We start from the raw sequence: 26221 nt of genomic DNA, 5'->3' as shown, positions 1-26221 counted from the left end.
GTTTACCAGGCCTGGTGAACGAAAGCTTTAATTTGCTCATCATAGACACGAGTAATAGTCTCTAGCTGCTTTGGGGTAAGCTCTGGAGCCGACACTGCAGCCAAATTAGATAACAACTGATCTCGTCTAGAAGCGCCTGGAATGACACAGCTCACCTCTGATCTTCTCAATATCCATTTCAAAGCAGCATGTGTCAGACTAGCGTCTCCAAACTCTGCTTTCAAATCCTCCACTGCATCGAGTCCCTTGTCGTAAGGAATCCCTGCAAAAGTCTCCCCTTTGTCGAACATTGCTCCATCTCGATTGAACTGGCGATGATCGTCCGCCGCAAACTGACTATCTCGACCAAACTTTCCTGTCAATAGTCCACTAGCCAAAGGGACTCGTACGATTACTCCTACATTTCTTTTAGCAGCCTGCTCAAAAAACAACTCCTGTGGACGTTGACGAAACATGTTATAGATGATCTGCACAGTGGTGACATTGTCAAATTCGATGGCTTTCATCGCTTCCTCGACCTTCTCAACACTCACCCCTAGGTTTAGAATTTTACCCTCCTGCTTGAGTTTATCAAATTCTTCAAAAATTTCTGATCGATAAAACACCTGAGTCGGGGGACAGTGCAGTTGGATCAAATCTATACAGTCCAGCTGAAGGCGTTTTAGCGAATCCTCCACATATGTGCGGAGTACCTTAGGCGTATAGCCTTCATTGACATGTGGACTCACCTGACGACCACATTTGGTGGCGACAAATATTCGTTTATTGGCATTTTTGATCGCACGACCTACAGCGATTTCACTTTCACCATCCTCATACACATCTGCTGTATCGATGAAATTGACTCCCTGATCTATGGCCTCCGCCAAAATATTTTGTGCCAATTTATGATCAAAACCAGAACCCCATTTCCCTCCGACTTGCCATGTTCCTAGAGACACTTCTGATATTTCAAACCCCGTTTTACCTAACTTTCTATAATTCATTTTCTCTCTTTTTGAAATTTTAGACGCTGCAATTTAATATTTTCATTCCCTGATGACAGTCGACAATTGAACCATCTTTACTCCTGATATTTCACATTTGACGACAAACAGCAGCCACAAGGCACTATCTTGCGAAGAGTTAAAACCAAGGAAGGAACAATCATGGAAGACGGACAAAAAAAAGGAATACCTGGTGATCAAATCAACAACCCGCTACATGGTGTCAAACTGGCTGAGATACTCGAATTTCTAGTCGATTTGTACGGCTGGGACATGTTGAGCAAACATATTAGCATTAACTGTTTCAAAAACAACCAGACGATCAAATCAAGTCTTAAATTTCTCCGACGCACGCTATGGGCTCGTGAGCAAGTGGAACAACTCTACCTCCGATCACTCAAGAAAAAAGTACCGCACGTCAGTGATCGCCTTTCCAAAAATAAATAAGACGGACTGACACACTTCATCAATCAAGGGTACCAATTGAGCAACATGACTCTCACATTCGTACCAGACTCTTCTACTATTGTTTTAAAGCGCTTGATGGCGCTCAAACCATTTTTGCCGCGGTAGTGGTAAGGAACAACCATCCTAGGCCGAAACGCAATGACCGCATCTGCTGCTCCATCCACATCCATCGTATAGGGTAGGTTCATACAGACAAACGCCAAATCTATCTTTTTTAGCTCCCGCATTTCGTTGATATCTTCAGTATCTCCTGAGATATAAATCCGCTTCTTATCCATCGTCAGTATGTATCCGTTGCCTCGCCCCTTAGGGTGTCTTGAAGTCTCATCATCTGGTAGATTGTACATAGGAATAGCCTCTAAGTTCACACCTTGGACTTCCAGCGCATCACCAATAGCCATCACAGTCACTTCCTTAAAATCCCCTCCAAGTTTCTTCGCTACGGCATCCGGTGCTATGATCGCTATATTCTCTGCGCCGATAGCGCGAAGTGTCTCTATGTTGAAGTGGTCTCCATGAATATCCGTGATCAAAATTAAGCTTGGCTTAGGTAGTCCCTCGAAAGCACCAGCCCCTCCATTAGGATCTGTAAAGATGACCTTGTCTCCATGCTGCAGCATCATCGTGGCATGTTGGATAGGCGTTATGGTGATCTTTCCATTAGCAGACAAAAGATCCAGTGTATTGTCCTGAGCGACTATGATAGTCGAAAAACTCATTAGGCACCAAAAGAAAATGACAGGTAGAGATTTCATGTTTTTTTAGAAAGTTAATCAGATCGGAGCTTTCCTGCTAGAACAAACTCAACTGACTATCTCCTGCACGACGAAACAATGAGCTATCTAACTCTGTACGCTCACGTATCAATCCATACTTTTTCCTTGCTAGAACAAACATCTTGGCAATATGATCAGCATACTCCCCTTCCCCTCGCATTCGTGTTTTGAAGCGACTATCATTTAATTCTCCACCATGGAGATCCTTGATTTGATTAAGCACCTTTTCCTTACGATCAGGATAATGCTCCTCTAGCCACTCTTCGAAAAGTTGGCCAATCACGCCATTGAGGCGAACGATGGTGTGGTTGAGACTCTGCGCACCATTTTCCGCTGCCTTTTCTGCGATCTTCATAATCTCGGCACTATTGATGGCAGGAATCACTGGCGCCATCATTACTGAGACAGGTACACCGCATTCGGACAACCGCCGGACAGCATTGAACCGTAAACCAGACGTAGAGGTACGAGGTTCGAGCTTCTCTCGCAGCTTTTCGTTGAGCGAGGTAATGGAGAGCACCACATGCACCAGATTCATCTCAGCCATCTCTTTTAGGATATCAAGATCACGCAAAATCATGGCATTTTTGGTAATAATCCCGACTGGATTACGGTATTCCAAACAGACTTGTAGTATGCTTCGGGTAATTTCTAGTTTTCGTTCGACTGGCTGATAGCAGTCCGTATTGCCAGACAACAGAATAGGATGTCCTGTCCAACCCTTACTATCAAACTTTTTTCTCAGGAGTGTCGCTGCATTATTTTTAACTAGGATTTTGCTCTCAAAATCACTCCCAGCACTATACCCCCAATACTCGTGAGAATTGCGCGCATAGCAATAGATGCAACCATGCTCACATCCTTGATAAGGGTTCATCGAATAACCAAAAGGCAGGTCTGGACTCGATACTTTATTGACAATGGTTTTGGGCGACACCTTCTGGAAGGTGGTTTTCTTCTTGAGTGTCTCACCACTCAAGTGCAGATGCTCATAGAACTCCACATCGCTTTCTACCTGCTGAGCAGTATATTGATTAGTAGGATTGCTTTGTGCGCCTCTTCCGTGATTTTGATCTAGCATAGCATTTTTGAATCTGGAATTCAAAAATGCTAATTATTTTAGTTTAATCTAAATATTATAGTGTCAATCTTCAGATCTTTCAATTAATTTCTGATCCATCGTCTTGGCTGTCTTTGCTCCTAGCTTTTTCATTTTCTCTGCTCGGCTCACTAGGTTCCCCGTCCCTTCATAGAGTTTCTTAGCAGATTCTTGGTAAACCTTTTGCGTCAGATCTATCTGACGACCGATTCCTTTGATATCCTCCACAAAAGCCACGAATTTATCATAGAGTGCTCCACCCTGACGAGCGATCTCTATAGCGTTTCGGTTCTGGTATTCCTGCTTCCAGATACTAGCGATCGTCCGCAGCGTAGCAATCAACGTCGCTGGACTTACGATCACGATATTCTTGGCATATGCATCGTTGAACAACTCCAGATCATGCTGCACTGCGATCGAAAATGCAGGTTCCACAGGGATGAACATCAGTACAAAATCCAAGCCCTCCACACCATAGAGGTTTTGATAGTTCTTCTCACTCAGGCCTTTGATATGAGCGCGTAGAGAGAGTAAATGCGCTTTGATGTACGACTCGCGCTCTGCTTTGTCATCAGTGTTGGTAAATCGCTCATAGGCAATCAGCGACACCTTAGAGTCTACGATCACACTCTTGGCATCTGGTAAATTGACCACCACATCTGGCTGGTAACGGTTCCCTTCTTCGTCTTTTAGGGAGAGTTGAATAAAATACTCTCGCCCTTTTTCCAACCCTGACTTTTCGAGGATACTTTCGAGGATAAACTCGCCCCAGTTACCTTGCGCTTTGGTATCTCCCTTTAGTGCTTTAACTAGGTTTTCGGCTTCTTTGGTGATCTTCTGGTTCAGCTCTTTGAATCCAGCGATCTGCTCTTTAAGTGCCGAATTGCGTTCGATACTTTCTTTGTTGGTCTGCTCAACCTTACGTTCGAACTCCACGATCTTGTCACCTAGCGGTTTGAGCAATTCACCCACCTGCAGTTTGTTCTGATCGGTAAACTTCTTGCTCTTTTCTTCAAAGATTTCATTGGCCAGGTTTTTAAACTCTGCGGAGAACTTCTCACGAATTTGGTTCAACTCGTCTTTTTGTGTCTTGAGGGTTTCTTGCAAGTTTTTATAATCTGCCCCCAGTCGAGCATACTGATTGTTGAGATGCATGGCCTTGTCTCGTTCGCTACGTAGCTCAGTATTGATGGATATGATGTCTTTGCCCAAGGATACAGAACGCTCTTTCTCAGCAGTGAGCTGATATTCTAGTTCTTTTAACCTGAACTGATCCTTATTATTCTCTTCGGATTGAAACTTGGATTTGGCAAAAAGCCAAGTAATCACACTGCCCAAAAACAAGCCCGTCAATAGATAAATAAAATGATATGCTTCCATGAAACAAATCTAGATCAAGCCATGCACTTTGGTCAAGAGCCCCCAGAGTTTCTTTTGAACGAAATCAACCTACTAAGCCAAAATCAGGCATCATAGTTATCATTCTCGGATAGGTAGTCAACATCTGAATACTTGTCCTCATAGTCATCTCTAATGTCCTCTTTGAGATAGCCATCTTCATCATAGTCACTGTCATCGGCTATGATCTGCTCAGCCTCATGGGCAGACATACGGATGAGGTAGATTTTAGTATCTGTCTCAAAGCGGATCGCACTGGTACGTGCGCCGTCCTTGTTGGTATATTGAAACAAAAACTGGCTGTACCCCTCTGGATATACAAGTTTCATCTGCTCCTTTATCTCCTCACTTAACTTGCTGTAATCTTGCGATACTCTTACTTTTTCGTTGTTTTCCATGGTACCTTCTTTCTATTCCAAGCCCAAATTGAAGTCTGTTTTTCTATTCGAATAAAGATCGAAAAAATCACTTTTTTACCAAGTAATATGAAAAATAATTTCACGCAGAAAAAGAAAAAATATTGAAAGCTACCAGCTAAAATATAGATCGAACTGGAATATGATTTTATCATACCAAATCAAGACCAAAATCTAGACAGTGCTAGTTATTATAAATCTTCTGTAATCCCGCAAAGAGTTCCATGAACCAAGCCAACGCAACATGCAATACGACTCCTCCCCAAATATGGCGTGAATAATAAGCCAATATTCCAATCAAATAGCCTCCGAATGCTGAGCTGACACACTCAGATATAGGCTTACCAAAATGCAAGAACACATACGGCCCGACCATCGCTAATACTGCATAGCCTCCCAAAACACGTGCAAAACCAATAACCAAAAAACCACGAAAGAAAAACTCAACGCCCAAAAAGCTCAATCCATAAACACTCTCATAGATCAGAACTGCTACCCACTCAGCCAGTCTATGGTGTGAGGCAAAATGATCACCTCCTGTCCTAGCATAGCGTGGGTAATAATTCGTCAGATCCCCCATGAAAGAAGCTACCGCAATCCCGACAAAGACGACCAGAATCAGCACCGCATAGGGTCGGAAATCAAAGGGCTTAAAATTCAACCCATACCAACTCCTTTGATCATCCCGGTGACGCTCATACAAATAGTAGAATAGCAGTATTGGCAGGACCGTCAATACAATGGGACGCAGCTTGACCAGTACTCGTCGGATATATTTAGCATCCACATACTGTAAATCCTCGGTCAAATAATCCTGAAGTGTAAAAGAACGCTGACACGAAATCACCAAAAAACCAAAGACAAAAAGCAACCAAAATTCTCCAGAGTACAACCAACTGCGCTGCAACCCAAAAAAGTAGAGCATCGTACACGTCACCAAAAATGGAAAGCCCATCAGCGCAAAGTACATCGGCCAGCGCCAAAACAAACCATAATAGCTATCCACAATCCCATTCTCAAAATTGTAACTATAGTTGACCACAATACAAACCGCTAAAAAAACCGCTATACTCAGATAGACTCTGAGATGAAAATACGCTGCGAGATAACTACGGATATAAAACTGGAGCTGCTTCATAAATACAGGGGCATAAAAAAATCAGCCTCTGTGGGCTGATTCGATTACATAGGAATGAACCTTTTATTCGCTCTTCGAGAAACTAGAAAAAAGCTCAATCGCATCTTCGATCACACCTGCTTTGTCTTCCTCAAATGCCACAAATGCATAAAAATTATTGTCAGAATTGGGGTCGATGAGACCCAATACGATATACATCAATCCATCCTTTTCGCCTGTAATGAAACCACCACTCATTTCTTCAAACTCAATCAACTCCAACTCATCAATCTCACTGAGGTTCAAATCCGTCTCTGCCATCTTCACTACGAACCCCGCTAGGTCGTTAGCCTCCAACTGCTCGTCCTGATACGGATACAGCGCAAAGCGAATCCCCTCACCAGTGGCCTCCAAAGCATCCGAAGTATTGGTCGTCACTTCAAAATCCGAAGGCAACTCAAAATCCAAATTATAATAGGGCCAACTATACTGAACCCATCCTTCTTGGGCTGTAGCAGTCTGATAAAACGCTGATAAAATGAGAGTCAATGACAGCAGTGCAAACCGTTTCATACGATGTAGTTTTGTTTTTTAGCTAATATATGTACAATCCGACCTAGGCGCAATTTTCAATATGATTTAAAATACCTATCTTATCTTCCTAATAATCCGACATTCCCTGTGAGTAGACTTTTAATTAAATGGTTGCTAATTGTGCTCCTGCTACTGGGCTGCTATGCCGCTCCAGCACAGCGCCCTGCTGAATTAGGCCAAATTTTAGACGGTAATCAGTCAATACATACCTACCTAACAGTCTACTCGGACAGCAGCAAAGCTCTCGGTATAGATGACATACTACAGCCTCTCTATCAACAGCAGTTTTCCGTACCGACTCACCTAGCTTATGAGCAAGCCCACTGGGGCAAGATCAGTATCAGAAATGAACACAAAAAGGTAAAATTCTACTTCCTCTATATAGGGCAGAATGATTACATAGACGCCTACTATGTCCGCAATGGAGAAGTTGTAAATCACGTCAAAAGTGGATACCTCTATGCTGGCAATGAGAAATATCTAGAAAAAGGCTCCTATTACATCCCCATAGAGATCGGACCTGAAACCACCCAAGACCTCTACATCAGAATCGAGGAGTCGCTACACCACGACCCTGATTTTGATCTACAGCTATACTCCAGTGATGGGTGGACCAAAAAAATCATCAACAAACAAGTCTCCGACCTTATCTTTCAGGCCATCTTTTGGGTCATGTTACTCTACAACTTGTTTTTGTACTTCAATACACGCATTAGATCCTACCTAGACTACTCCCTTTATTTGTTTACTGTCTCTACTTCCTACCTTTTTTTATCAGGACTGCTTAGAGAGATCGTACTACAAAACACCCCTGAGATGACGCCATATTTCATGCCCATCATCAGCCTGACACTTTTTATGTATTGGCGATTTGTACTTCATTTTCTGGATTTCAAACACAAATTCCCCAACTTCCTAAAGTACCTACAGCCATTCATGAATCTCAACGGTGTACTGGCAATCCTGCTACTGATTTACCTTGCTGTCACCATGGAGCTCAAACTCCCAGTACTGATCATGCGCTATCAGATCATACTGAATGTCATAACAATTTTCGCACTCATCTATCTACTACGAGGTTCCAAGTTCCCACTCAATAAATACTTTATTGTCGGAACTTTTCTACTTATGACTTTTTCTTTAGTAGAAGCCATCACATGGGATCCCAATATCTCCACAGCTATCCTCGTCAAATATGGCATACTCTTCGAGATGATCGTGTTTTCTGTGGGACTATCCCAAAAGAAAAAAATCATAGACGAAGAACGAGCCATCAAACTAAAACAAGAGATACAGCAGTTCAAAAACAACGAAACCCTCGCTCAGTGGCAAAAGGAAGAATTAGAAAAAATCATAGATAGCCGTACCGAAAAACTCAACCAAAAAAACGAAGTACTCAAAGAAGCATTTCGCAGAGCAGAAGAGGCCGCCAATGCCAAATCTGAATTTCTCTCCATCATGAGTCATGAGATTCGCACGCCGATGAATGCCGTAATCGGCACGATTCACCTACTGCTCTCCGAAAATCCAAAAAAATCACAAATGGACAACCTGAAAACGCTCAAGTTCTCCGCCGAAAACCTCCTTATTTTGATCAACGACATATTAGACTATAGCAAAGTTGAAGCTGGAAAAATCAAATTGGAAAGCATACCTTTTGACATCCGTGAACTCACCAAAGGAATAGGCAATGCCCATGAAATCAAAGCTGCGGACAATGGCATCACCTTTAGTATCCTCATCGATCACAAAATCCCATCGTCTCTCCAAGGCGATCCCGCTCGCATCTCCCAAATCCTCAACAACCTGATCGGCAATGCCATCAAATTCACTCCAAAAGGAGAAGTAAGACTCCTAATCAATCTAAAAGAAAGGAAGAGAAACAAAGTCAAACTACAATTTGCCGTAGAAGATACAGGCATCGGAATATCCAAAGACAAGCTAGAGATTATCTTCGAACGATTCACGCAGGCACATGCTGACACAGCTCGTAAATTTGGAGGAACAGGACTAGGCCTAGCGATCACCAAGCGTCTACTCGCTCTATTCGAGAGTCAAATCTATGTCGAAAGCGAGCAGGGACAAGGAACCAAATTCTTCTTCACGCTAGAGCTAGCAGAAGCGACCAGCCCTACAACCATCGTCGACATAGATCCAAAAGACCTCACGCCTTACGTCAAAGACAAACGAGTCCTCATCGTCGACGACAATGAAATCAACCTGCTCATGGCAGAAAAATTCGTCACCAAATGGGGTATGCTATGCACTTCCGTCAGATCTGGTCAGGCAGCTATCGCTGCGTTATTCGACCAAGACTTTGATCTAATCCTACTTGATCTACAGATGCCCGAGATGGATGGCTATGAAACTGCTCGCACCATCCGTGCACTAGAGAATGAAGCGCTCAGCAGCATCCCTATCATCGCTATATCTGCAGACACGATAGACAATGTCCAACAAAGCGTTTTTCAGTCTGGAATAAATGACTTTATATCCAAGCCCTTTAACCCTCCAGACCTACTCTCACGCATCCATCAACACACCTCAGAGATAAAAAAAACTAACAAGGCCTAATTGCACCTATATTCTTCAAATGCCTTTGAAGCTATTTCGAATTAGTTAATTTTATCCATCGACTAAAGTAGCAACCGTGAAGCACAGTATTGAGAACGAAAAATTCAGAGTGGAGGTAAAAGAAGCAGGTGCAGAACTCTGTAGTATCAAGTCGCTGACCAGCGACAAAGAATATATATGGCAAGCAGATCCAGAGATATGGGGCAGTTCGGCTCCCGTACTATTCCCCAATATCGGCGCGCTCAAAGAGGGCTGTTACAAGTTCGAAGGAGAGACCTATCAGCTCCCAAAACATGGCATCATCCGTAACAATCCAAAGGTAAAACTCGCCAACCATACGCCTAGCAGAATGTCTTTTATGCTGACTCATGACGAAGACACTCTGAAACAATATCCATTTGAATTTGAATTCAAAATCAACTTTCTTCTGATGGATAATAAACTACAGGTGTTTCACGAAATCACGAACATAGGCAGGAACCCGATGTACTTTTCCCTAGGAGGACACCCAGCTTTCAACTGTATTTGGGAAGAAGAGGAGACGCTGGCAGACTACTATATAGAGTTCGAAAAGAAAGAAACTGCTGGTATATCGGTTCTCTCCGATCGAGGGTTGTTATTGAAAGAAGAGATTCCATTTTTGGTCAATACCAACAAGATTCCATTGACCAAAAACCTATTTGATAACGACGCTCTTATTTTCACTGATTTGCACTCCTCAGAGGTCAGTCTCAAGTCTAAAAAGAACAAGACGCAGATCAAGATGAACTATCAAGATTTTCCATTTTTAGGAATCTGGTCTAAGCCCAACGCTCCCTATGTGTGCCTAGAGCCATGGAACGGACTGGCAGATTATGAAGACTCTAATCAGGAGTGGCTAGCCAAAATTGGAAATCACAAGCTTATGCCTGGTAACACCTACTATGCGTCATATCAAATTCAAGTTATAGAGCCTAAATAACATCATCATGGGTAAGAATATTCTATTAGCTACACTACTGCTTGTATCTGTGTTTTTTGGTTTTATCTCCAACAGCCGATCCAAAGAAGCCAAACGCCAAGCCGAAACCGCACAAGCCAATCTGGAACTGGCCGAAGCAATGACAAAAAAAGCTCTCGAAGAGGCTAGAACTGCAACTGAAAAGGCGGAGAAAACACTCCTTCTTCTCAAGGAGTGCCAAAACAAATAGTCCAAAAAATCAAGCCAATTGAGCTCTACTACCCAATTTCACAACTTCCAAATTACTGATTTTTCCCTGACTGAGTGTGAACCGCAGGAGGGTTCGTTCCTTGTGAAAGCCATGTCTACCCGCCGCTCCGGGGTTCATAAATAGCACGCCTTTGTGTTTCGGATCGTGCATGACCGTGAGTATGTGTGAGTGACCACAAATAAACAGATCTGGCTTCCATTTCTCAATCAATGGTCGCACACGGGGATTATAGCGAGGTGCTTTGCCTCCGATGTGCGTCATCCAGACCTTCACGCCCTCGCATTCGAATTTTTGATCCTCAGGAAACAACTGACGAACATCCTGACCATCGATATTGCCATATACGCCAAGTATCGGCTTGAAAGCCCCGAGTTCCTCTATCAACGAAGCAGTACCTACATCTCCTGCATGCCAGATCTGATCCACTTCTTTGAAGTAATCAAAGACTTTGGGATCCAAAAAACCATGTGTATCAGATATCAGGCCTATGCGCATATAGTGAAATAGTATTGTGTATTTACTTAATTTCTTTGGAATGGGTCGAGTTGACGAACAACACATCTCCTACGTCCTCAAACCCCATAAATAGCTCCTCACCACGTTGCTTGACAGCCTCGGACCGGAAACCAACTATCGTCAAATCCGCATCTCTCGAATACTCATTGATGGACTCTTTGATACTACGACCTTCTTCGCGCTCGATGATATTGATATTATTGGCAGAGATAGGTAGTCGACCTGACTTGATCAACTCTAGCAATTCGTCTTTTTCCTCCTCCATATCTGACTTGTTCACTATCGTAGAAATTTTAATCTCTGCTTTCTTCCACTGAGGATGCCCCAAAATCACATAACCCAACAAAATCATCAGGTTAGAATTGTTAAAATCCGAAGGCGTAATCCAAATGTGAATTTCAGTTTTCACCTCCAATCCTCTATCACTGCTCGCCAAAATACAAGTATCAAAACCAGAAGTCCGAACCATCGAATAATTCTCCATGATCAAACCCAAGTTGACAGGGTTGGCTTTGGAAAACTCGAATAGAATCATATTATTTTCCTTTCCTGAGACACTAGGCAGCTGTAGACATTGGGCAATCGCCGAGGTGTAAGAGGGCGATACCATCGTATCGACATAGACATTGCTATCAGATATATCCGCTACTCGAATCAGTCGCTCCAGCTCACTCCTAGACTGCTCGGAAGTCTCCTTCGAAAAGTAGCCCTTGATGAAATGCAAATAAGTACCAAACCCGTAACGGTGTGATATCCAGCGCATCAGTTCGAATGCTGCCGGCCGCTCAAAAGCATCTCCTGAGATACAGATCACAGAAGGTCTCCACGTCTGATCGTCCTTGTCAGCCTTCTGGATGAAAACCTGAATCTGACGGATCAACTGAAAAATAACACCTTGAAAAATATTGGCCATCCCCGCCTTCTCTTTGTTGAACCGAGACAATCCCAAATAAATCAGCACCATGATCGCCAGCGAGAAGAACGCATAAGCTGCATCCATTTTGAAGACTAGAAACAAACACATCACTGCCCCGAGCAAAGAGATAAACCATTTAGATCGAAAAGCGGGACGATAAGACGGGTCTGCTGCGAAATGTTGAAAAAACGAGATCGTACAGATCGCGCCATAGGTCACCATGAAAAACATCGAGATCACTTTTGCCACCGAGTTGATATCGCCCATCGCGACGAAGAATAGAGCAATGCCTACAGTCACCAATGTCGAATTGACTGGTTCGTTATTTTTCTTTTTCCCTTTGGACAAAAATGCATTCAAGCCTCCACTGGGGAATATTTTATCCATTGCCAAAGCTTGCAAAGTGCGAGGGGCTACCATGATAGAGCCCAGTGCCGATGATATCGTGGCTGCTGCCAAGCCTATCGGAATGATAGGCCCCCAAAGCGCGATCTTAGACATCACGAGCGAGTCACTGACCAAATCCTCAGGACTGGCATTGGTCGCCAATTTGTATGCGATAAAAAGATAAATCACCATACCTATCAATGTCGCAGACACAGTTCCCAGCGGGATGGCTTTCTTCGGATCTTTGAGGTCCCCCGATAGTCCTACACCAGCAGTCATCCCCGTAAATGCTGGAAATATAATCGCGAATACCATGAAAAAATCATCGTTGGTGGTCACATGTGCGAGCATATCAAACGACTCCCCCTGCATCTGGTAATCTGTACTCCCCATGAAAAACATCACCAAAGACACGAATAAGGTAAACACTACGCCATACAAAGCCTTCATCCCTAGGTCTGCTCCCTTTGTCAGCATTAGGATGCTGAGTAGAAGTATTGCAGGAACACTAATCATGCGCTTGTCCGTAATATAAATTCCGTGGGCATCAGCCAACCATGCTAGCACTGGATCAAATGCCTCTGCAAAAGCAATGACATAAAAAGCCACACTGATCGCCTGAGACAGGTAGAGTGCCACGCCAATCGCTGCACCTATATTGATGCCAAACGAACGTGAAATGATGTAATATTCTCCTCCACCTTCGACCTTTTGATTGGTAGCGATCTCAGCAATAGACATGGAAGTAGGTACTGTCACGAGGTGTCCAATAAAAACAATCGCCAACGTACCCAAAAAACCCACGCTACCTACCGCATAGCCAAACCTTAGGAACATCACTGCCCCCAGAATCGTAGAGACAGCCGTAAAAAAAACAGGAAGTGTACCAAACTTCGACTTAGGTTTTTGCAGTTCGCTCATAGTTACCTTTTTAATCTCAGGCGTTGAAATTGCTGATCCCCGCTCACAAACAGCTCATATTCATTTGTACTCTCGTGGTACAATATCGCCAATTCCTGACCCGTACGAAGCGGCGTGTCGTGCAGAATCCTCCCATCCAAGTGATACATAGATGTCCGTTGTGTATCTGGGTCGATCACGATCACAACGCGGTTGTCTTCACTAAATGTGTAATATTGAAACTGGAGATTTTCGCCTGTAGAGTTAATCTGAAATAGCTTTTCTAATTGCTCATCAAAAAACTCCACACTACCTTGTCGGTTTCGTACGACGATGAAATTTTCTCCATCCATCGAACTCACCAGTTTATAATTCTCCATCGAGTGCTCTTTGCGCAACTGTCCCTTTCGTGTCACTGCTCCTAAAAGATTGAACACGATCAGCTCACCATTGTCAGTCATGGCAACCACCTCGGTGGTTTTAGGACTAGCTCCCTTTTCTATATGTAGCGGGCTAGAGATCGTTCCCTTCAGATCCAACGGAAAACCAGTTTTGGGCTCACCACGTCTGTTCAAACTATAAGCCAAGCCATTGTCCTGCAAGAACATCATATAGTCGTTGACTTTGACACGAAGATGCTCTGCAGGCATTACAGGTTCTCCTGTGAGTTTCAGTGGATTCCAGCCATCTAACTCCTTCCCTGTCTTATCGATCAAGTAGTAGAAGCTCTTTTCGGTTGCGATCATGATACGGTAGTTTCGTGAATTGTCATAGTCGATCAATGATAGAAATTTAACTGGTTCATTTGATTTTACTTCTTTCGGATATCCCGGGATATAGACTCCTGTCCTATCGATCATGTGTACGTGATGTGGAGTAGAGAACAAATACTGCAATTTGCCATTTTTATAATAATCCACTTGATACACAGGACTCGTCAACTGCTCCTCTATGAGTATATCCAAAACAACCTGATTCGTTGCAGAGATCAAATGCAAATTCCCCGTACTATCCTGCACCATCATTTCTAGGGTGCGGTCGTTGTGATTACGCACGGCATAGGGTTTAGAGGTCAGAGGCACTGCAAAATCCATCTCGGCAATCATATCAAATTGCTGTGGTTTTTGATTTTCGATCAGTCTACCAGGATGTTGAAAATGCACATTGGTATAAAACTTATTGTCTACCCCTGTGAACTGTATCGCTGCGTACTCTATCTGCTTCAGTACTGGCTTGTTATCCTCGATATAGCGAGACCAGTCTTCGTTGAGCGTTTGTCCTAATAGCCCCCACAGCCCCGTAGACTTGACGTATATACTGAGATTCGCCCCCTCATTGGTCGATTCCAAAAAGCCATTCGTTTTGATAGATTTCCTCCAAGTGTTCTCCGTATCGATCTCATCGATCATCACCTCCAGCGCGTGCTGACTATTGCCTATGAATACAAAATCACGGTTGACGAAATAGTAGCTCGTCGCAAACCCAGCAAACAAATCACCAAACATACGAGCAGGCAACTCATCTAACAATATCTCACCAATGATGCGATTGGCATACCTTTCATGATAGAATGAGGTATCTGGTCTAGAATCTCTCGCCAGCTCCTCCATATAGTTTTCGGCACGAATTCGGTCTTTGTGTTTGATACAGAAAATCTTTTCTCGATCAAGATTCTTTTTGGATTCTAACACAAAAAAGCCCATTTCATCTCCTATAAAATCGTAAAACTTCTGTACATCGAACTGATACTTGTTCTCTATCTCGCCGATGCGCGTCAACTGACTCGGCTGATGTTTTCTCCAGTAGTTTTTGAGGCCATTGTGCCAGGCATTGACATCCTCAAATGACATGTGCATCACCAATGATGAACGATCTGGGATCACATTTTTCATCTCAAACCCTGTCCCTTTTACTCCAACAAAAGAAGAGAGATAGTTAACATTGGCAGTATCAATATAAGAAAACCCCGAAAAATTGATATCATCTTCACCGATATTCAGATCTAAATAGAGCAGATCCGTCAGCCACTCGATGTTGCTCCCATCTATATCTACAGGATGGACGAAGTGATGAACCAACCGATTAAGTTCCTTCATATTGACATAAAGTCGCCCTTCCCCTACAGCTAACTGTTGGCTGGTCTTCTCCATGTTAAGGTTGCCAGTGTAGGGATTGTGTTTGCCGCTTTCTAGCGTACGTATCGCATCATCCACTAAAAATGGTGAAAAGCTTAGAATCAAATAGTTTCGAAAGAAAATATAGGCCAGTTGTGTCCCTGCTTTTTTAAACTCACTGATGGTGTAGCCCTGGTAGACTCTTTCGCTCTGGACAAATCCTTCCTCTTCGATGAGGTATTTGACCGCTTCCGCTAAAAAATCATGCTGAGACAAGTCTGATACTTCTAAAATATAGAGGTTAGCCAATGAGGCATTGGCTCCCTGATGTACCGAAATCAAAAGATCATTGGCAGCCACGACACGCTCAATATTATAGTCACCACCTATCAATGAATCCAAAGTATCTAACGATGCAGCGGTACGCTGTAGTTCAGGCAAGCTTTTTAGGTTGACCAAGATTTTTCGTTCTTCGTCGCTAGACAGCAGTTTGATCCAGTTGGTAGGCTGAAACACCATGATGGAATGCTGGGGCACAAAAGACCACTTCGTAAGATTGGCATATTGCCAGTGAAAATAAAAGTAAATACCGGATCCTATCAGTACCAGAAAAACAGGAAGGAGGATTAGAGTTTTTTTCACACGCGTTGTTTTCTGCAAATTATCCAGTGTACCATACTTATGCAAAAATGATTTGGGTTTCCCTATCAGTTATTTTCCAAGTAAAACAACAGATGTCCTAGAATGGCGATTTGATACAAATCAACTGCTCTTTCACAAGCACTTACTACGCTGCTTTTCGATTGAAAAGGAATCTCAATTAATCCTTTTTCTTCTTCAGTCTAGACATCACGTCACTCGGCTTATCTTCTTTTGGTTTCTCTGTCGAAAAACGCTGATCACTTGACTCCCTTGGTCTTTCTATCAACTCCTCTTTAGGCCCTTCGACTATAGGTAGTCGTTCCTTTGGTTTCACTTCTCTGGGGGCAGGGCGTTCTTCATCAGGACGTTTACTACCATCATACAGTTCGTACTCTAGCAATCGACAGTCGATCTTCGCATTTTGAAACTCCGTACGGCTTTTGGTTCGTAAGCCAATGGACTTGGCCAAACGAGAGTTCCCCGTAAAGATGTAGCCCATCTTACCCTTGCAGGACTGCTTGAAGAAATCTCCAATGTCGCTGTACACGGACTTGAGCATTTCCTCTTCACCGAGTCGCTCGCCATACTCAGGATTGAGCATCACTAGCCCTGGCCCCTCTGGAACCTGAGATTGCTCAAAAGGCACTTTCTCGAACTCGATCATGTGCTCCACACCTGCCGTTCTGGCATTTTGGCGTGCCGCCTCGATCGCGTCACCATTCCAGTCCGTAGCGACAATCTTTGACTTGATCTTATCCTTCATTTTCACTTTGGCCAGCGCATCTTTCCACAACTGATTGTCATAGCCTAAGATGTGCATGAAACCAAAGTTGCGACGCTTGAGACCCGGAGGCACATCTGCCGCCATCAAAGCTGCCTCGATTGCCAGTGTACCACTTCCGCACATCGGATTGATAAAGCTACCCTTGTCATCATTCCAGTCCGCTGATACGAGACATGCACTCGCTAATGCCTCTATCATCGGTGCTTTGAACGGAATCTTTCGATACCCGTGCTTGGCGATCGTCTCTCCAGATGTATCGATGTAGACATGCACCTTGTCCAAATACCAATAAAGATAAACGACGGTTCTATCTCGTTCCTTACCCGAATCTGGACGCTCACCATTCTCCTCCTGCATACGATCCACGATGGCATCTTTCAGTTTCAGATTGGCAAAACGCACATCTAGTATATAGTCGTTCTTCACAAAAGACTGTATAGACACATAGCCCTTGCCCGGAATGATCTTGTGCCATGGTATCTTCTTCGCCTCCTCATACAGTTTATCCGGGGTGTTCGCGTCGAAAGACTTGATCAACCACAGCACACGCGAGGCGGTGCGCAGGTGCAAATTAAGATCAACGACCTCTTTCCAGCCTCCCTCAACGGTAACACCGCTCTTGTCAGCTCTGAGGATACGATAGCCACGCCCTTCTACTTCCTTTTTGAGAAACGGTGCAATACTCGGCTGACAGTTGATGACTAATTTGGATTGACGCATGAATGCTTGAGTTAAAAATGAGAATGAAGAGAATGAAGAGTTCGAAAGTAAAAAGTGATAAAGTTGAAAGTCGCGAGCAAAAAACTAGTCTGTCCCTCAGTACACTTTGTCACTTTATACTTTCAAGTCCTTTTACTTAGAAAAATACTGATGAAACCAAGCGATCGTTTCGATCCCCTTGTAATAGTTGAATAGACCATAACTCTCGTTTGGAGAGTGGATCGCATCCTCGTCCAAGCCCATACCAAGTAAGACTGTATCAACCTTGAGTACTTCTGAAAAGAGCGCCACGATCGGAATACTGCCTCCATCTCTGGTTGGTATTGGAGTTTTGCCCCAAGCCTTCTCTATCGCTTCGCTCGCTGCTTTGTAGCCTTTGGCATCAGTAGGCGTCACGGCAGGGTTACCTCCGTGATGTGGAGTCACTTTCACTTTGACATAGTCTGGCGCGATGCTTTCGATATGATTTTTGATCAATTCCGTAATCTCGGTGTGCTCTTGATTGGGTACGAGACGCGTAGATATTTTGGCGTAAGCTTTCGAAGGCAAAACCGTCTTGGCTCCTTCTCCTATGTATCCACCCCAAATGCCGTTGACATCCAGTGTCGGGCGAATCCCCACGCGCTCTAGCGTCGTGTACCCATCTTCACCTTTGACCGCTTTGATCCCTAGATCATTCTTGTATGCATCGAGACTAAAAGGCGCTTTGTTCAAATCCTCTCTCTCTGCCTGCGTGAGTTCTACGACCTTGTCATAAAAGCCAGGTATCGTCACCTTGCCCGTTTCGTCCATCAGAGACGAAATCATCGTACAAAGTGTATTGATTGGATTGGCTACTCCTCCTCCATATACTCCAGAGTGGAGGTCACGATTTGGACCCGTCACTTCTACCTCTAGGTAGCTGAGTCCCTTGAGCCCTACAGTGATCGACGGGTGCTCATTGCTGATGATGCTCGTATCGGAGATGAGAATCACATCCGACTTGAGTTTTTCTTTATTGGCCTTGACGAAATCTCCGAGGTTGTCAGAGCCGACCTCTTCCTCTCCCTCGATCATGAACTTGATATTGCATGGGAGTTCGTTACACGCCACCATCGCCTCAAATGCCTTGACATGCATATACATCTGGCCTTTGTCATCGCAAGCTCCCCGCGCATAGATACGCTCGTCCTTGATCACAGGCTCGAAAGGAGGAGAATCCCATAGTTCATACGGATCAGCAGGCTGCACATCGTAGTGGCCATAGACCAGCACTGTAGGTTTGGCTGCATCGATAATTTTCTCTGCATAGACGATTGGGTGACCCGGCGTCTCACAGATTTCGACATTGTCCGCTCCGATCTTCTCAAAATTCGCTTTGAGATACTCCGCTGCTTTACGCACATCGCCTTTGAATTTGGAGTCCGCACTCACGGATGGTATTCTGAGCAAATCAAATAGCTCATCCAAAAACCGCTGCTTATTTTCTTCTAAATATTGTATTGATTTCATATCGGGAATATTTGTTGTTTAATTTCTGTTTGTCTCAATGCTAGACACTAGATACTCTGTACTAATAAAGACATTTCCTGTTGCAGCTTCAGTGCTTCTTCTCTTGCCTTCTCAGCAAAGTCCACACCATTGGATGCGTAGATGATACCGCGAGTAGAGTTAATCAACAATCCACATTGGCTATTCATCCCGTACTTGCAGACCTCTTGCAAGTCTCCACCTTGCGCACCGACTCCAGGCACTAGCAAGAAGTGATCGGGTATCGTCTTTCGAATATCCGTCAGATACTCTGGCCGAGTTGCTCCCACGACATACATCATGTTTTGATCGCTCCCCCATGCTTTGGAAGTCGCCATCACATGCTGATAAAGAGGCTTACCGTCAGCTTCGAGAAACTGAAAATCTTTTCCTCCCTCATTGGAGGTCACTCCGAGCAAAATCACCCATTTGTCCTTGAACTGAAGGAATGGCTTGACCGAATCTGACCCCATGTAGGGCGCGACGGTCACCGAATCAAAATCCATATTCTCAAAAAAGGCTCGCGCGTAGAGCGCCGATGTATTGCCAATATCACCTCGTTTCGCATCCGCAATCGTGAAAATCTCTTTCGGAATATAATCAATTGTCTTTTCGAGGGACTCCCAGCCCTTTGCACCCATTGCTTCATAGAAAGCAATATTAGGCTTGTAGGCTACTGCCAAATCCTTCGTGGCATCTACAATCTGTTTATTGAATTCAAAAATCGGGTCTTCCAACTCCAAAAGGTGAACGGGGATTTTATTGATATCCGTATCCAGCCCTACGCACAAAAACGATTGCTTCTGCTGAATCTGCTCGAAAAGAAATTCTTTGGTCATGCAGCAAAAATAAGAATACCAAAATCAAAAATTAGGGATTCCCTGTTCTAAATAAATCATCCATGGGGCAAACCACGAAGTGTAAACTTTCTAGTCAGCCAATTACTTCATCCCAAGGGCCTAGGAACTCGTCCGCCGTAGCGGAACGCGAAGGAGAATTAAACCCAAAAGGCTATCGCACTGCGATTAAAATAAGTAATTTTGCCCCGATGGATTCGATACTCATACAGCCAAAAGATGAAAATGAGCACAACTACATTCTAGAGTTGCTACAAAACATAGGTGCGCTTCACAAGACCATCAGTGAGGAAGAGACGGAAGAGTTTGAGATGGCCATGATGATGAAGGCATCTATTAGCACTACTGGAATCCTACGAGACGAACAAGAAGCAAGTATCCTGACCAAAGAGCAGATGAACGTCCTCAGAAGGAGTGAGCTAGACATCCAAGAAAAACTCATCATCACCGAATTAAAAATCCAAACCGAAGAAGCAGAATGGTTAAAGGCATAATCTGGACTCTAACCGCCAGACAAGCCCGTCAGGCGATTCTAGAAGATATCTACGCAGCAACAGGCGACAAAAATGAGTGCCGAAAATTCACCCTTCTCCTCAAGGTTCATTTGAAATATATCTCCAAATACAATTTTGCAGGGATAGAGTCCAACTATATCGCCATGCGCGAAACCAACTGTGGTGATTACAAAATCTTCTACAAAATCCGATCTGGCTCTATCAACATCACTGGGTTATTTAAAACCAATCAGGTATAGATAGTGCGCCTCATCCAGCACCCCATACTGTGCAACTACTACGTCACCTACCGCTGCAATGCCAAGTGTGGCTTTTGCGACATCTGGGAGCGACCTTCTCCCTACGTCACCATAGAGCAAGTCGAAACCAACCTTAGATCACTCAAAAAACTAGGGGTCAAAGTCATCGATTTTACCGGAGGCGAGCCACTGCTGCATAGAGATATCGATCATTTTTTCGCATTCGCTAAAAAGCTGGGTTTCATCACCACACTCACCACCAACGGGCTGCTCTACCCCAAACATGCAGAGGGATTAAAAGGCAAAGTCGATATGCTACATTTCAGTCTCGATACGGCTCACAAGGAGAAACATGACACGATGCGCGGAGTAGCCTGCTACGATCACGTCATGGAGTCCATCCAGATCGCCAAATCACTCGGCGAAAGACCCGATATTCTCATGACAGTCTTTGAAGATAATATCGGTGAAATCGAAAAACTGTACACAGACGTGTGTCTCCCCAATGATCTTATCCTAATCCTCAACCCTTCCTTCGAGTACAACGAAGTGGAAACAGGTTCAGGGCTTTCGAATCAATCACTAGAAACTTTGACACGCTGGGGCAAAAAGAAAAATATCTATCTCAATCAAGCATTTATCCAGCTCCGCCGAGACGGTGGCAACCAAACCGAAAAACCCGTCTGCAAAGCTGCTAGCACCACTCTCGTCATCAGCCCAGAAAACGAACTACTACTGCCCTGCTACCACCTAGGTACCAAAGGATTCGCTATAGATGGAGATTTAGAAAAAGTCTACCGCTCAACAGAAGCACAAAAACTAATCAAACTAGAAGGCCGCCTACCCGAGTGTCAAGGCTGCACCATCAACTGCTACATGCAACCCTCTTTTGCTGTAGAGATGAACAAATACTTTTGGCTCGCCCTGCCTAGTACCTTCAAATACAATTGGATCAAAGGCACTTGGAGACAGTTAGTCTAACTACTTCTTGGGCTTCCAAATCCAAATAAATCACCTCATTTGGAACCTTCCATTGTATCCATAGCATCTTCAATACGACCCTCTCATTCTCCATAACGAAGAGAATGTCCTATGAAGACAAAATCATTTACTCGGGAATCCCATTTCACTACTTACTTTTAGGATTTATCTCTTAACTATTCGGTATTAATTCATTTATATTTGTGCCCATAAAAATTGTGACGGAAAATTTAATTTACAAACAATGTCCTTTATCATATTTACTTCAATAGTCGCCTTCACCTTAGTGATTTTGCTATTGGTTTTTGTACTACTTTTTGCCCAATCTAAATTGGTGCAATCAGGTGATGTCAACATCACCATCAATGGTGACACGTCTAACCCTATCGTCACCGCTGCAGGATCTACTCTATTGAGTACGCTTTCTGGACAAAAAATCTTCCTCCCATCTGCATGTGGTGGTGGTGGTACTTGTGCCATGTGTAAGTGTGCCGTACTAGATGGCGGTGGAGACGTACTCCCTACAGAAGTAGGTCACCTCAACCGTACCGAGCAAAAAGAACACGTCAGACTCGCTTGTCAAGTCAAAGTAAAGCAGGACATGAACATCGAGATTCCAGAAGAAATCTTCGGGATCAAAAAATGGGAATGTGAAGTAGTATCCAACTACAACGTAGCTACATTCATCAAAGCCTTTATTGTAAGATTGCCAGAAGGTGAAACACTAAACTTCGAAGCAGGCGGATATATCCAAGTCGATGTACCTAAGTGTGAAGTAGACTTCAGTACTGATATAGACATAGCTCCAGAACCAAATGACCCAGCTGGACCAGACAAGTTCAAAGAAGACTGGGACAAATTCGGTATCTGGGATTTGAAAATGAAAAATGACGAGGAGATCTTTAGAGCTTACTCGATGGCTAACCACCCTGCAGAGGGGAACATCGTCATGCTAACGATCCGTATCGCTACCCCACCATGGGATAGAGCCAAAAATGCATGGATGGATGTAAATCCAGGTATTTGTTCTTCTTATGTATTCTCTAGAAAACCAGGAGACAAAGTAACGATATCTGGACCTTATGGAGAATTCTTCATCAAAGAGACCGAAGCAGAAATGATCTACGTCGGTGGTGGTGCAGGAATGGCACCAATGAGATCTCACCTATTCCACTTGTTCCACACCTTGAAAACAGGTAGAAAAGTAACTTATTGGTATGGTGGACGATCTAAGAGAGAATTATTCTACGAAGAAGATTTCAGACAAATCGAAAAGGAATTCCCTAACTTCCAATTCGAAATCGTACTCTCTGATCCACTACCAGAAGACAACTGGGTAGAGAAAAAAGACATGGATGACACGGAAGGTGACGGTTTCTTGGGATTCGTTCACAATGCAGTAATCGACCAACAGTTGAAAAAGCATGAATCTCCAGAAGATATTGAATTCTACTTCTGCGGACCTCCGATGATGAACCAAGCAGTTCTCAAAATGTGTGACGACTGGGGTGTTCCAGATGAGAATGTATCCTTCGATGATTTCGGTGGGTAAGCTTACCGAATAAAGATTTTCAAAGCCCAGACATTAAGTTGTCTGGGCTTTTTTTGTAGCTTTGATTCGACCATTAACATTATCTAACTCATGGATCTCAAACTCTTTTTCAATCCCATAGACGCTAGCCTCAAATCAGAACAATTCGATAGCGATTCGCTAATACAGTCGATCTATATCAACGAGAGCAAAATCCCGAGTCTGGAATCTATAGATATAGCCATCATAGGCTTGAGCGAGACCAGCGGCAGTGAGAGCATTGCTGACTCGGGACTGAAACACATCCGTCAAAAACTCTATGGATTAAAAAAAGGACAAGGAAGCTGTAACATCGTAGATCTGGGCAATCTAAGAAATGGCACGGAGCTAGAAGAGACCTACAAACGTATTCAAGTAGTGTGTCAACGTCTCATCGAAAAAAGAATACTTCCTATCCTAATCGGAGGATCACATGATTTAGATATCGGGCAATACCTCGCCTATCAAGAGGAAGAAAAAATGGTCAGTGTCCTCAATATTGATTCTCGCTTTGATATTACCAACAAACAAGAGCAAGCGCCCAACCTGAGTCATTTCCATAAGATATTCACACACGAGCCCAATTACCTCTTTAATTTTACACAACTCGGACATCAGTCTTATTTGGTCAATCCCTCTGCAGAACAAGTACTAACCCAACTCGGCTTTCATAGCCTCAGGCTAGGAGCCATGCGGGATGATTTCAGAAGAGTCGAACCTTTGATTAGAGAGGCAGACATGATCTCTTTTGATCTCTCAGCCATACAAAAAATATACTGTCCAGGCGGTGACCAATCGGTCGTATTTGGGTTGACGGGTGAAGAAGCGTGTCAAATCATGTGGTATGCTGGCATGAATGACAAATTGAGTTCAGTGGGCATCTACGAATACAACCACGAAAAAGACACCTCAGATCACCAGTCTGCCATGATCGTTGCTACGATGGTGTGGTATTTCATAGAAGGGTTTAAAAACAGAAAGGGAGAGAAAGGGTTTCAAACCAATGACTATGTCAAGTACGTCGTGGCACTGGATGTCAACCCTGAGACTATCGTGTTCTACAAAAGCAGACTGTCTGACAAATGGTGGATGGAAGTGCCGAACATGAATCATACGGGGGTTTATGACAGAAACTATATCATACCATGTGATCATTCAGATTACGAACTAGCTACCAAGGGAGAAATACCCGAACGCTGGATTCAAATATTCTCTAAGCTATAATGCTGTCTGGAGATTATGATTCTATATCTTCATTTATTTCTGTCTCTACTCCCCCTTTATCCTCTACATCGCTATGCAGTAGCGTAAAACGTTCCAAGCCACTCTTCAGCTCCTGCGAAACATCATTGAGCCAGTTTGATTTAAGAATATAGTTATTCATCCCTGCTGATAGTTCTGTTGCCGAACTGGATATCTCCTCTGTTCCTGCCGCAGTTTGCTCTGCTATGACCACTACTTCCTCCGTGATGTTAACCACTTTATTTATGCTTTCGCTTTGTGAATTCGTAGCTCCCAGAATCATCTCAGAAAAACTCAAAGTCTCTGTTGAGGATAATTCAATCTCTTCGAAAACAGATGCAGCTTTGCCAGAAGCCTCCACACTGGACTTAACGACTCCATTCATAGCCTCTATGACATCCGCCGCCTCTAATGTATCCCGCTGTACATCGGTCACTAGTTTTTCGATTTCACTCGCAGATTTTCTTGACCCCTCGGCTAACTTCCTAATCTCTTCCGCTACGACAGCAAAACCACGACCTGCATCACCAGCCTGAGCTGCTTCGATCGCAGCATTTAACGCAAGTAAATTCGTCTGAGAAGCAATGTCAGTAATCACGCCCAGCACACGAGAGATCTCTTTGGATCGCTCAGTCAACACACGCATCGAATCAGTCGTCTTTCCAGAATAAACAGATATCTCCGTCACACTATCTACGACGTACTTTGCAATCTTAGCCCCCTCTTCACTATTCTTTACACCTTTCTTAGCTGCTTCATTGATAGATTGAGATTTTGATCCCATTTCAGTAGAGTTTTGCATCATAACCTCCACCAAAGTAGAAGACTCATCCACACGCGACACTTGTGTTTGCGCACCATGACTCATTTGCTCAATGGCACTGGCAATTTCACGTGTACTCGAATTCATTTCTTCTCCCGAACTCAGCATTTCATAAGATGAATCCCCTATATCTTGGGCATTTTTTGCAATCTTCACCAAAAACACGTTCAAATTGTCTAAAGCGACATTTAGGTTATTGGTCATTTGCAGAATTTGACCTTTCGCTTCCAGCCTATAGCGCTGAGTCAAATCACCTTCCGCCATAGCATTCACTATTTTGTTGACTTCTAATACCGGTGTCACTATAGAAGACAAGAGTCCATTCACTGACTCACTTAATTCGCGCCATACACCTTGCTTCTCTCCCAAGACAATCTTGGCCTCTAAATTCCCTACTTCTCCTGCCTCTTTTACCACATATTTGGTTTCTGACACTACATTGGTAAGCTTTTCTCTTAACATCAACAGTGAATTACCCAAGCGGTCATTATCACTCAGTGCAGTAAACTTTACCGAAAGGTCTCCATCCCCCATTGCAGATGAAAAATTAGCAGCTTCTTTCAACTTCTCTAAAAAGAGATTAAGAGATTTAAAAAAACCACCTACTTCATCGTTTCTACTAAGGTCACGGGAGTCTATCTCCAAATCTATCTCTCCACTACGCAATTGGTCAAACACCCCATTAATACGAGACATTGGCCGCTCTATACTATTGCGTAAGACCCGAAAAGTTAAAAACACAGATAAAGTACCTATAGGAACACTGTATGTAAGGTGAATTAACCCAAAAGACCCGGTAACATAGGCCTCTGTAACTACGACAAACATCGTAGCGATAATCCATATTCCTGCTTTGTAAATGAATGA

23 protein-coding genes are annotated in these 26221 nt (G+C 43.7%); 9 read left to right on the top strand and 14 right to left on the bottom strand.

The window, feature by feature from the left end:
- Positions 1–2: 2 nt before the first annotated feature.
- Complete coding sequence (locus BGP76_RS17535) at positions 3–986, bottom strand: aldo/keto reductase (RefSeq protein ID WP_119845657.1); 984 nt, start codon at positions 984–986, stop codon at positions 3–5.
- A gap of 129 nt (positions 987–1115) precedes the next feature.
- Between BGP76_RS17535 and BGP76_RS17530 the strand changes: the two genes are divergently transcribed.
- Positions 1116–1433, top strand: a complete 318-nt coding sequence (locus BGP76_RS17530; RefSeq protein WP_353935905.1) for a VF530 family protein — start codon at positions 1116–1118, stop codon at positions 1431–1433.
- 23 nt (positions 1434–1456) lie between these two features.
- On the opposite strand, the gene BGP76_RS17525 is transcribed toward BGP76_RS17530, so the two are convergent.
- The 6 genes from BGP76_RS17525 to BGP76_RS17500 all read right to left on the bottom strand — a co-directional run bounded on the left by BGP76_RS17525 (position 1457) and on the right by BGP76_RS17500 (position 6833).
- Positions 1457–2209 carry an MBL fold metallo-hydrolase gene (locus BGP76_RS17525; RefSeq protein ID WP_119845656.1) on the bottom strand — a complete coding sequence of 251 codons (753 nt, stop codon included), beginning with the start codon at positions 2207–2209 and terminating at the stop codon, positions 1457–1459.
- A gap of 37 nt (positions 2210–2246) precedes the next feature.
- Positions 2247–3311, bottom strand: coding sequence for a PA0069 family radical SAM protein (locus BGP76_RS17520; protein WP_073125160.1), 1065 nt, complete (start codon positions 3309–3311; stop codon positions 2247–2249).
- Between the two features lie 63 nt (positions 3312–3374).
- A complete protein-coding gene (locus BGP76_RS17515; RefSeq protein ID WP_119845655.1) occupies positions 3375–4709 on the bottom strand; it encodes a DNA recombination protein RmuC in 1335 nt (444 codons plus the stop codon).
- An 83-nt stretch (positions 4710–4792) separates the two neighbouring features.
- Positions 4793–5125 (bottom strand): hypothetical protein, encoded by a 333-nt coding sequence (locus BGP76_RS17510; RefSeq protein WP_073125164.1) that lies wholly within the window; start codon positions 5123–5125, stop codon positions 4793–4795.
- A 202-nt stretch (positions 5126–5327) separates the two neighbouring features.
- Positions 5328–6281 carry a CPBP family intramembrane metalloprotease gene (locus BGP76_RS17505; protein WP_119845654.1) on the bottom strand — a complete coding sequence of 318 codons (954 nt, stop codon included), beginning with the start codon at positions 6279–6281 and terminating at the stop codon, positions 5328–5330.
- 63 nt (positions 6282–6344) lie between these two features.
- Positions 6345–6833 carry a hypothetical protein gene (locus tag BGP76_RS17500; RefSeq protein ID WP_119845653.1) on the bottom strand — a complete coding sequence of 163 codons (489 nt, stop codon included), beginning with the start codon at positions 6831–6833 and terminating at the stop codon, positions 6345–6347.
- A 108-nt stretch (positions 6834–6941) separates the two neighbouring features.
- Between BGP76_RS17500 and BGP76_RS17495 the strand changes: the two genes are divergently transcribed.
- The 3 genes from BGP76_RS17495 to BGP76_RS17485 all read left to right on the top strand — a co-directional run bounded on the left by BGP76_RS17495 (position 6942) and on the right by BGP76_RS17485 (position 10618).
- Positions 6942–9428, top strand: a complete 2487-nt coding sequence (locus BGP76_RS17495) for a hybrid sensor histidine kinase/response regulator (RefSeq protein WP_119845652.1) — start codon at positions 6942–6944, stop codon at positions 9426–9428.
- Between the two features lie 76 nt (positions 9429–9504).
- Positions 9505–10389: an aldose 1-epimerase family protein gene (locus BGP76_RS17490; RefSeq protein ID WP_073125172.1), complete on the top strand. Its 885-nt coding sequence runs from the start codon at positions 9505–9507 to the stop codon at positions 10387–10389.
- A gap of 7 nt (positions 10390–10396) precedes the next feature.
- The gene (locus BGP76_RS17485; RefSeq protein ID WP_073125174.1) at positions 10397–10618 is read left to right on the top strand and encodes a hypothetical protein; all 222 of its coding nucleotides are present in this window, start codon (positions 10397–10399) and stop codon (positions 10616–10618) included.
- A 9-nt stretch (positions 10619–10627) separates the two neighbouring features.
- Here the strand turns inward: BGP76_RS17485 and BGP76_RS17480 are convergent, their stop codons facing one another.
- The 6 genes from BGP76_RS17480 to pyrF form a co-directional block, all read right to left on the bottom strand.
- Positions 10628–11134: a metallophosphoesterase gene (locus BGP76_RS17480; RefSeq protein ID WP_073125176.1), complete on the bottom strand. Its 507-nt coding sequence runs from the start codon at positions 11132–11134 to the stop codon at positions 10628–10630.
- A gap of 22 nt (positions 11135–11156) precedes the next feature.
- Entirely contained in the window at positions 11157–13379 is a 2223-nt protein-coding gene (locus BGP76_RS17475; protein ID WP_119845651.1) for an amino acid permease, read from the bottom strand.
- A 2-nt stretch (positions 13380–13381) separates the two neighbouring features.
- Positions 13382–16114 (bottom strand): hypothetical protein, encoded by a 2733-nt coding sequence (locus BGP76_RS17470; protein WP_147407511.1) that lies wholly within the window; start codon positions 16112–16114, stop codon positions 13382–13384.
- Between the two features lie 178 nt (positions 16115–16292).
- A complete protein-coding gene (locus BGP76_RS17465; protein ID WP_119845649.1) occupies positions 16293–17618 on the bottom strand; it encodes a class I SAM-dependent RNA methyltransferase in 1326 nt (441 codons plus the stop codon).
- 132 nt (positions 17619–17750) lie between these two features.
- The gene (locus tag BGP76_RS17460; protein ID WP_119845648.1) at positions 17751–19109 is read right to left on the bottom strand and encodes a dipeptidase; all 1359 of its coding nucleotides are present in this window, start codon (positions 19107–19109) and stop codon (positions 17751–17753) included.
- 47 nt (positions 19110–19156) lie between these two features.
- Positions 19157–19966 carry an orotidine-5'-phosphate decarboxylase gene (pyrF, locus tag BGP76_RS17455; protein ID WP_073125185.1) on the bottom strand — a complete coding sequence of 270 codons (810 nt, stop codon included), beginning with the start codon at positions 19964–19966 and terminating at the stop codon, positions 19157–19159.
- Positions 19967–20028: 62 nt separating this feature from the next.
- Between pyrF and BGP76_RS17450 the strand changes: the two genes are divergently transcribed.
- The 5 genes from BGP76_RS17450 to BGP76_RS17430 all read left to right on the top strand — a co-directional run bounded on the left by BGP76_RS17450 (position 20029) and on the right by BGP76_RS17430 (position 24513).
- Positions 20029–20478 carry a hypothetical protein gene (locus tag BGP76_RS17450; RefSeq protein WP_147407510.1) on the top strand — a complete coding sequence of 150 codons (450 nt, stop codon included), beginning with the start codon at positions 20029–20031 and terminating at the stop codon, positions 20476–20478.
- Positions 20463–20738 carry a hypothetical protein gene (locus BGP76_RS17445; RefSeq protein ID WP_073125191.1) on the top strand — a complete coding sequence of 92 codons (276 nt, stop codon included), beginning with the start codon at positions 20463–20465 and terminating at the stop codon, positions 20736–20738. The genes BGP76_RS17450 and BGP76_RS17445 overlap by 16 nt, the downstream gene beginning before the upstream one ends.
- A 3-nt stretch (positions 20739–20741) precedes the next feature.
- On the top strand, positions 20742–21719 hold the full coding sequence (locus BGP76_RS17440; protein WP_119845646.1) for a radical SAM protein: 978 nt from the start codon (positions 20742–20744) through the stop codon (positions 21717–21719).
- A gap of 244 nt (positions 21720–21963) precedes the next feature.
- Entirely contained in the window at positions 21964–23271 is a 1308-nt protein-coding gene (gene nqrF, locus BGP76_RS17435; RefSeq protein ID WP_073125193.1) for an NADH:ubiquinone reductase (Na(+)-transporting) subunit F, read from the top strand.
- Between the two features lie 90 nt (positions 23272–23361).
- Positions 23362–24513, top strand: coding sequence for a formimidoylglutamase (locus tag BGP76_RS17430; protein ID WP_119845645.1), 1152 nt, complete (start codon positions 23362–23364; stop codon positions 24511–24513).
- Between the two features lie 13 nt (positions 24514–24526).
- Here the strand turns inward: BGP76_RS17430 and BGP76_RS17425 are convergent, their stop codons facing one another.
- On the bottom strand, positions 24527–26050 hold the full coding sequence (locus BGP76_RS17425; protein WP_221409905.1) for a methyl-accepting chemotaxis protein: 1524 nt from the start codon (positions 26048–26050) through the stop codon (positions 24527–24529).
- Between the last annotated feature and the right edge of the window lie 171 nt (positions 26051–26221).

Origin of the sequence: Reichenbachiella sp. MSK19-1 (assembly GCF_003590315.1) — a bacterium.
In the GTDB taxonomy this organism is placed as follows: Bacteria; Bacteroidota; Bacteroidia; order Cytophagales; family Cyclobacteriaceae; genus Reichenbachiella; species Reichenbachiella agariperforans.
This window is presented reverse-complemented; position numbering and strand designations above follow the sequence as displayed.

Coding starts and splice junctions, on each gene's coding strand:
- BGP76_RS17535 (WP_119845657.1), bottom strand. CDS start 986: ATGAATTATAGAAAGTTAGGTAAAACGGGGTTTGAAATATCAGAAGTG.
- BGP76_RS17525 (WP_119845656.1), bottom strand. CDS start 2,209: ATGAAATCTCTACCTGTCATTTTCTTTTGGTGCCTAATGAGTTTTTCG.
- BGP76_RS17520 (WP_073125160.1), bottom strand. CDS start 3,311: ATGCTAGATCAAAATCACGGAAGAGGCGCACAAAGCAATCCTACTAAT.
- BGP76_RS17515 (WP_119845655.1), bottom strand. CDS start 4,709: ATGGAAGCATATCATTTTATTTATCTATTGACGGGCTTGTTTTTGGGC.
- BGP76_RS17510 (WP_073125164.1), bottom strand. CDS start 5,125: ATGGAAAACAACGAAAAAGTAAGAGTATCGCAAGATTACAGCAAGTTA.
- BGP76_RS17505 (WP_119845654.1), bottom strand. CDS start 6,281: ATGAAGCAGCTCCAGTTTTATATCCGTAGTTATCTCGCAGCGTATTTT.
- BGP76_RS17500 (WP_119845653.1), bottom strand. CDS start 6,833: ATGAAACGGTTTGCACTGCTGTCATTGACTCTCATTTTATCAGCGTTT.
- BGP76_RS17485 (WP_073125174.1), top strand. CDS start 10,397: ATGGGTAAGAATATTCTATTAGCTACACTACTGCTTGTATCTGTGTTT.
- BGP76_RS17480 (WP_073125176.1), bottom strand. CDS start 11,134: ATGCGCATAGGCCTGATATCTGATACACATGGTTTTTTGGATCCCAAA.
- BGP76_RS17475 (WP_119845651.1), bottom strand. CDS start 13,379: ATGAGCGAACTGCAAAAACCTAAGTCGAAGTTTGGTACACTTCCTGTT.
- BGP76_RS17465 (WP_119845649.1), bottom strand. CDS start 17,618: ATGCGTCAATCCAAATTAGTCATCAACTGTCAGCCGAGTATTGCACCG.
- BGP76_RS17460 (WP_119845648.1), bottom strand. CDS start 19,109: ATGAAATCAATACAATATTTAGAAGAAAATAAGCAGCGGTTTTTGGAT.
- pyrF (WP_073125185.1), bottom strand. CDS start 19,966: ATGACCAAAGAATTTCTTTTCGAGCAGATTCAGCAGAAGCAATCGTTT.
- BGP76_RS17450 (WP_147407510.1), top strand. CDS start 20,029: ATGGGGCAAACCACGAAGTGTAAACTTTCTAGTCAGCCAATTACTTCA.
- BGP76_RS17445 (WP_073125191.1), top strand. CDS start 20,463: ATGGTTAAAGGCATAATCTGGACTCTAACCGCCAGACAAGCCCGTCAG.
- nqrF (WP_073125193.1), top strand. CDS start 21,964: ATGTCCTTTATCATATTTACTTCAATAGTCGCCTTCACCTTAGTGATT.
- BGP76_RS17430 (WP_119845645.1), top strand. CDS start 23,362: ATGGATCTCAAACTCTTTTTCAATCCCATAGACGCTAGCCTCAAATCA.
- BGP76_RS17425 (WP_221409905.1), bottom strand. CDS start 26,050: ATGTCTCGTATTAATGGGGTGTTTGACCAATTGCGTAGTGGAGAGATA.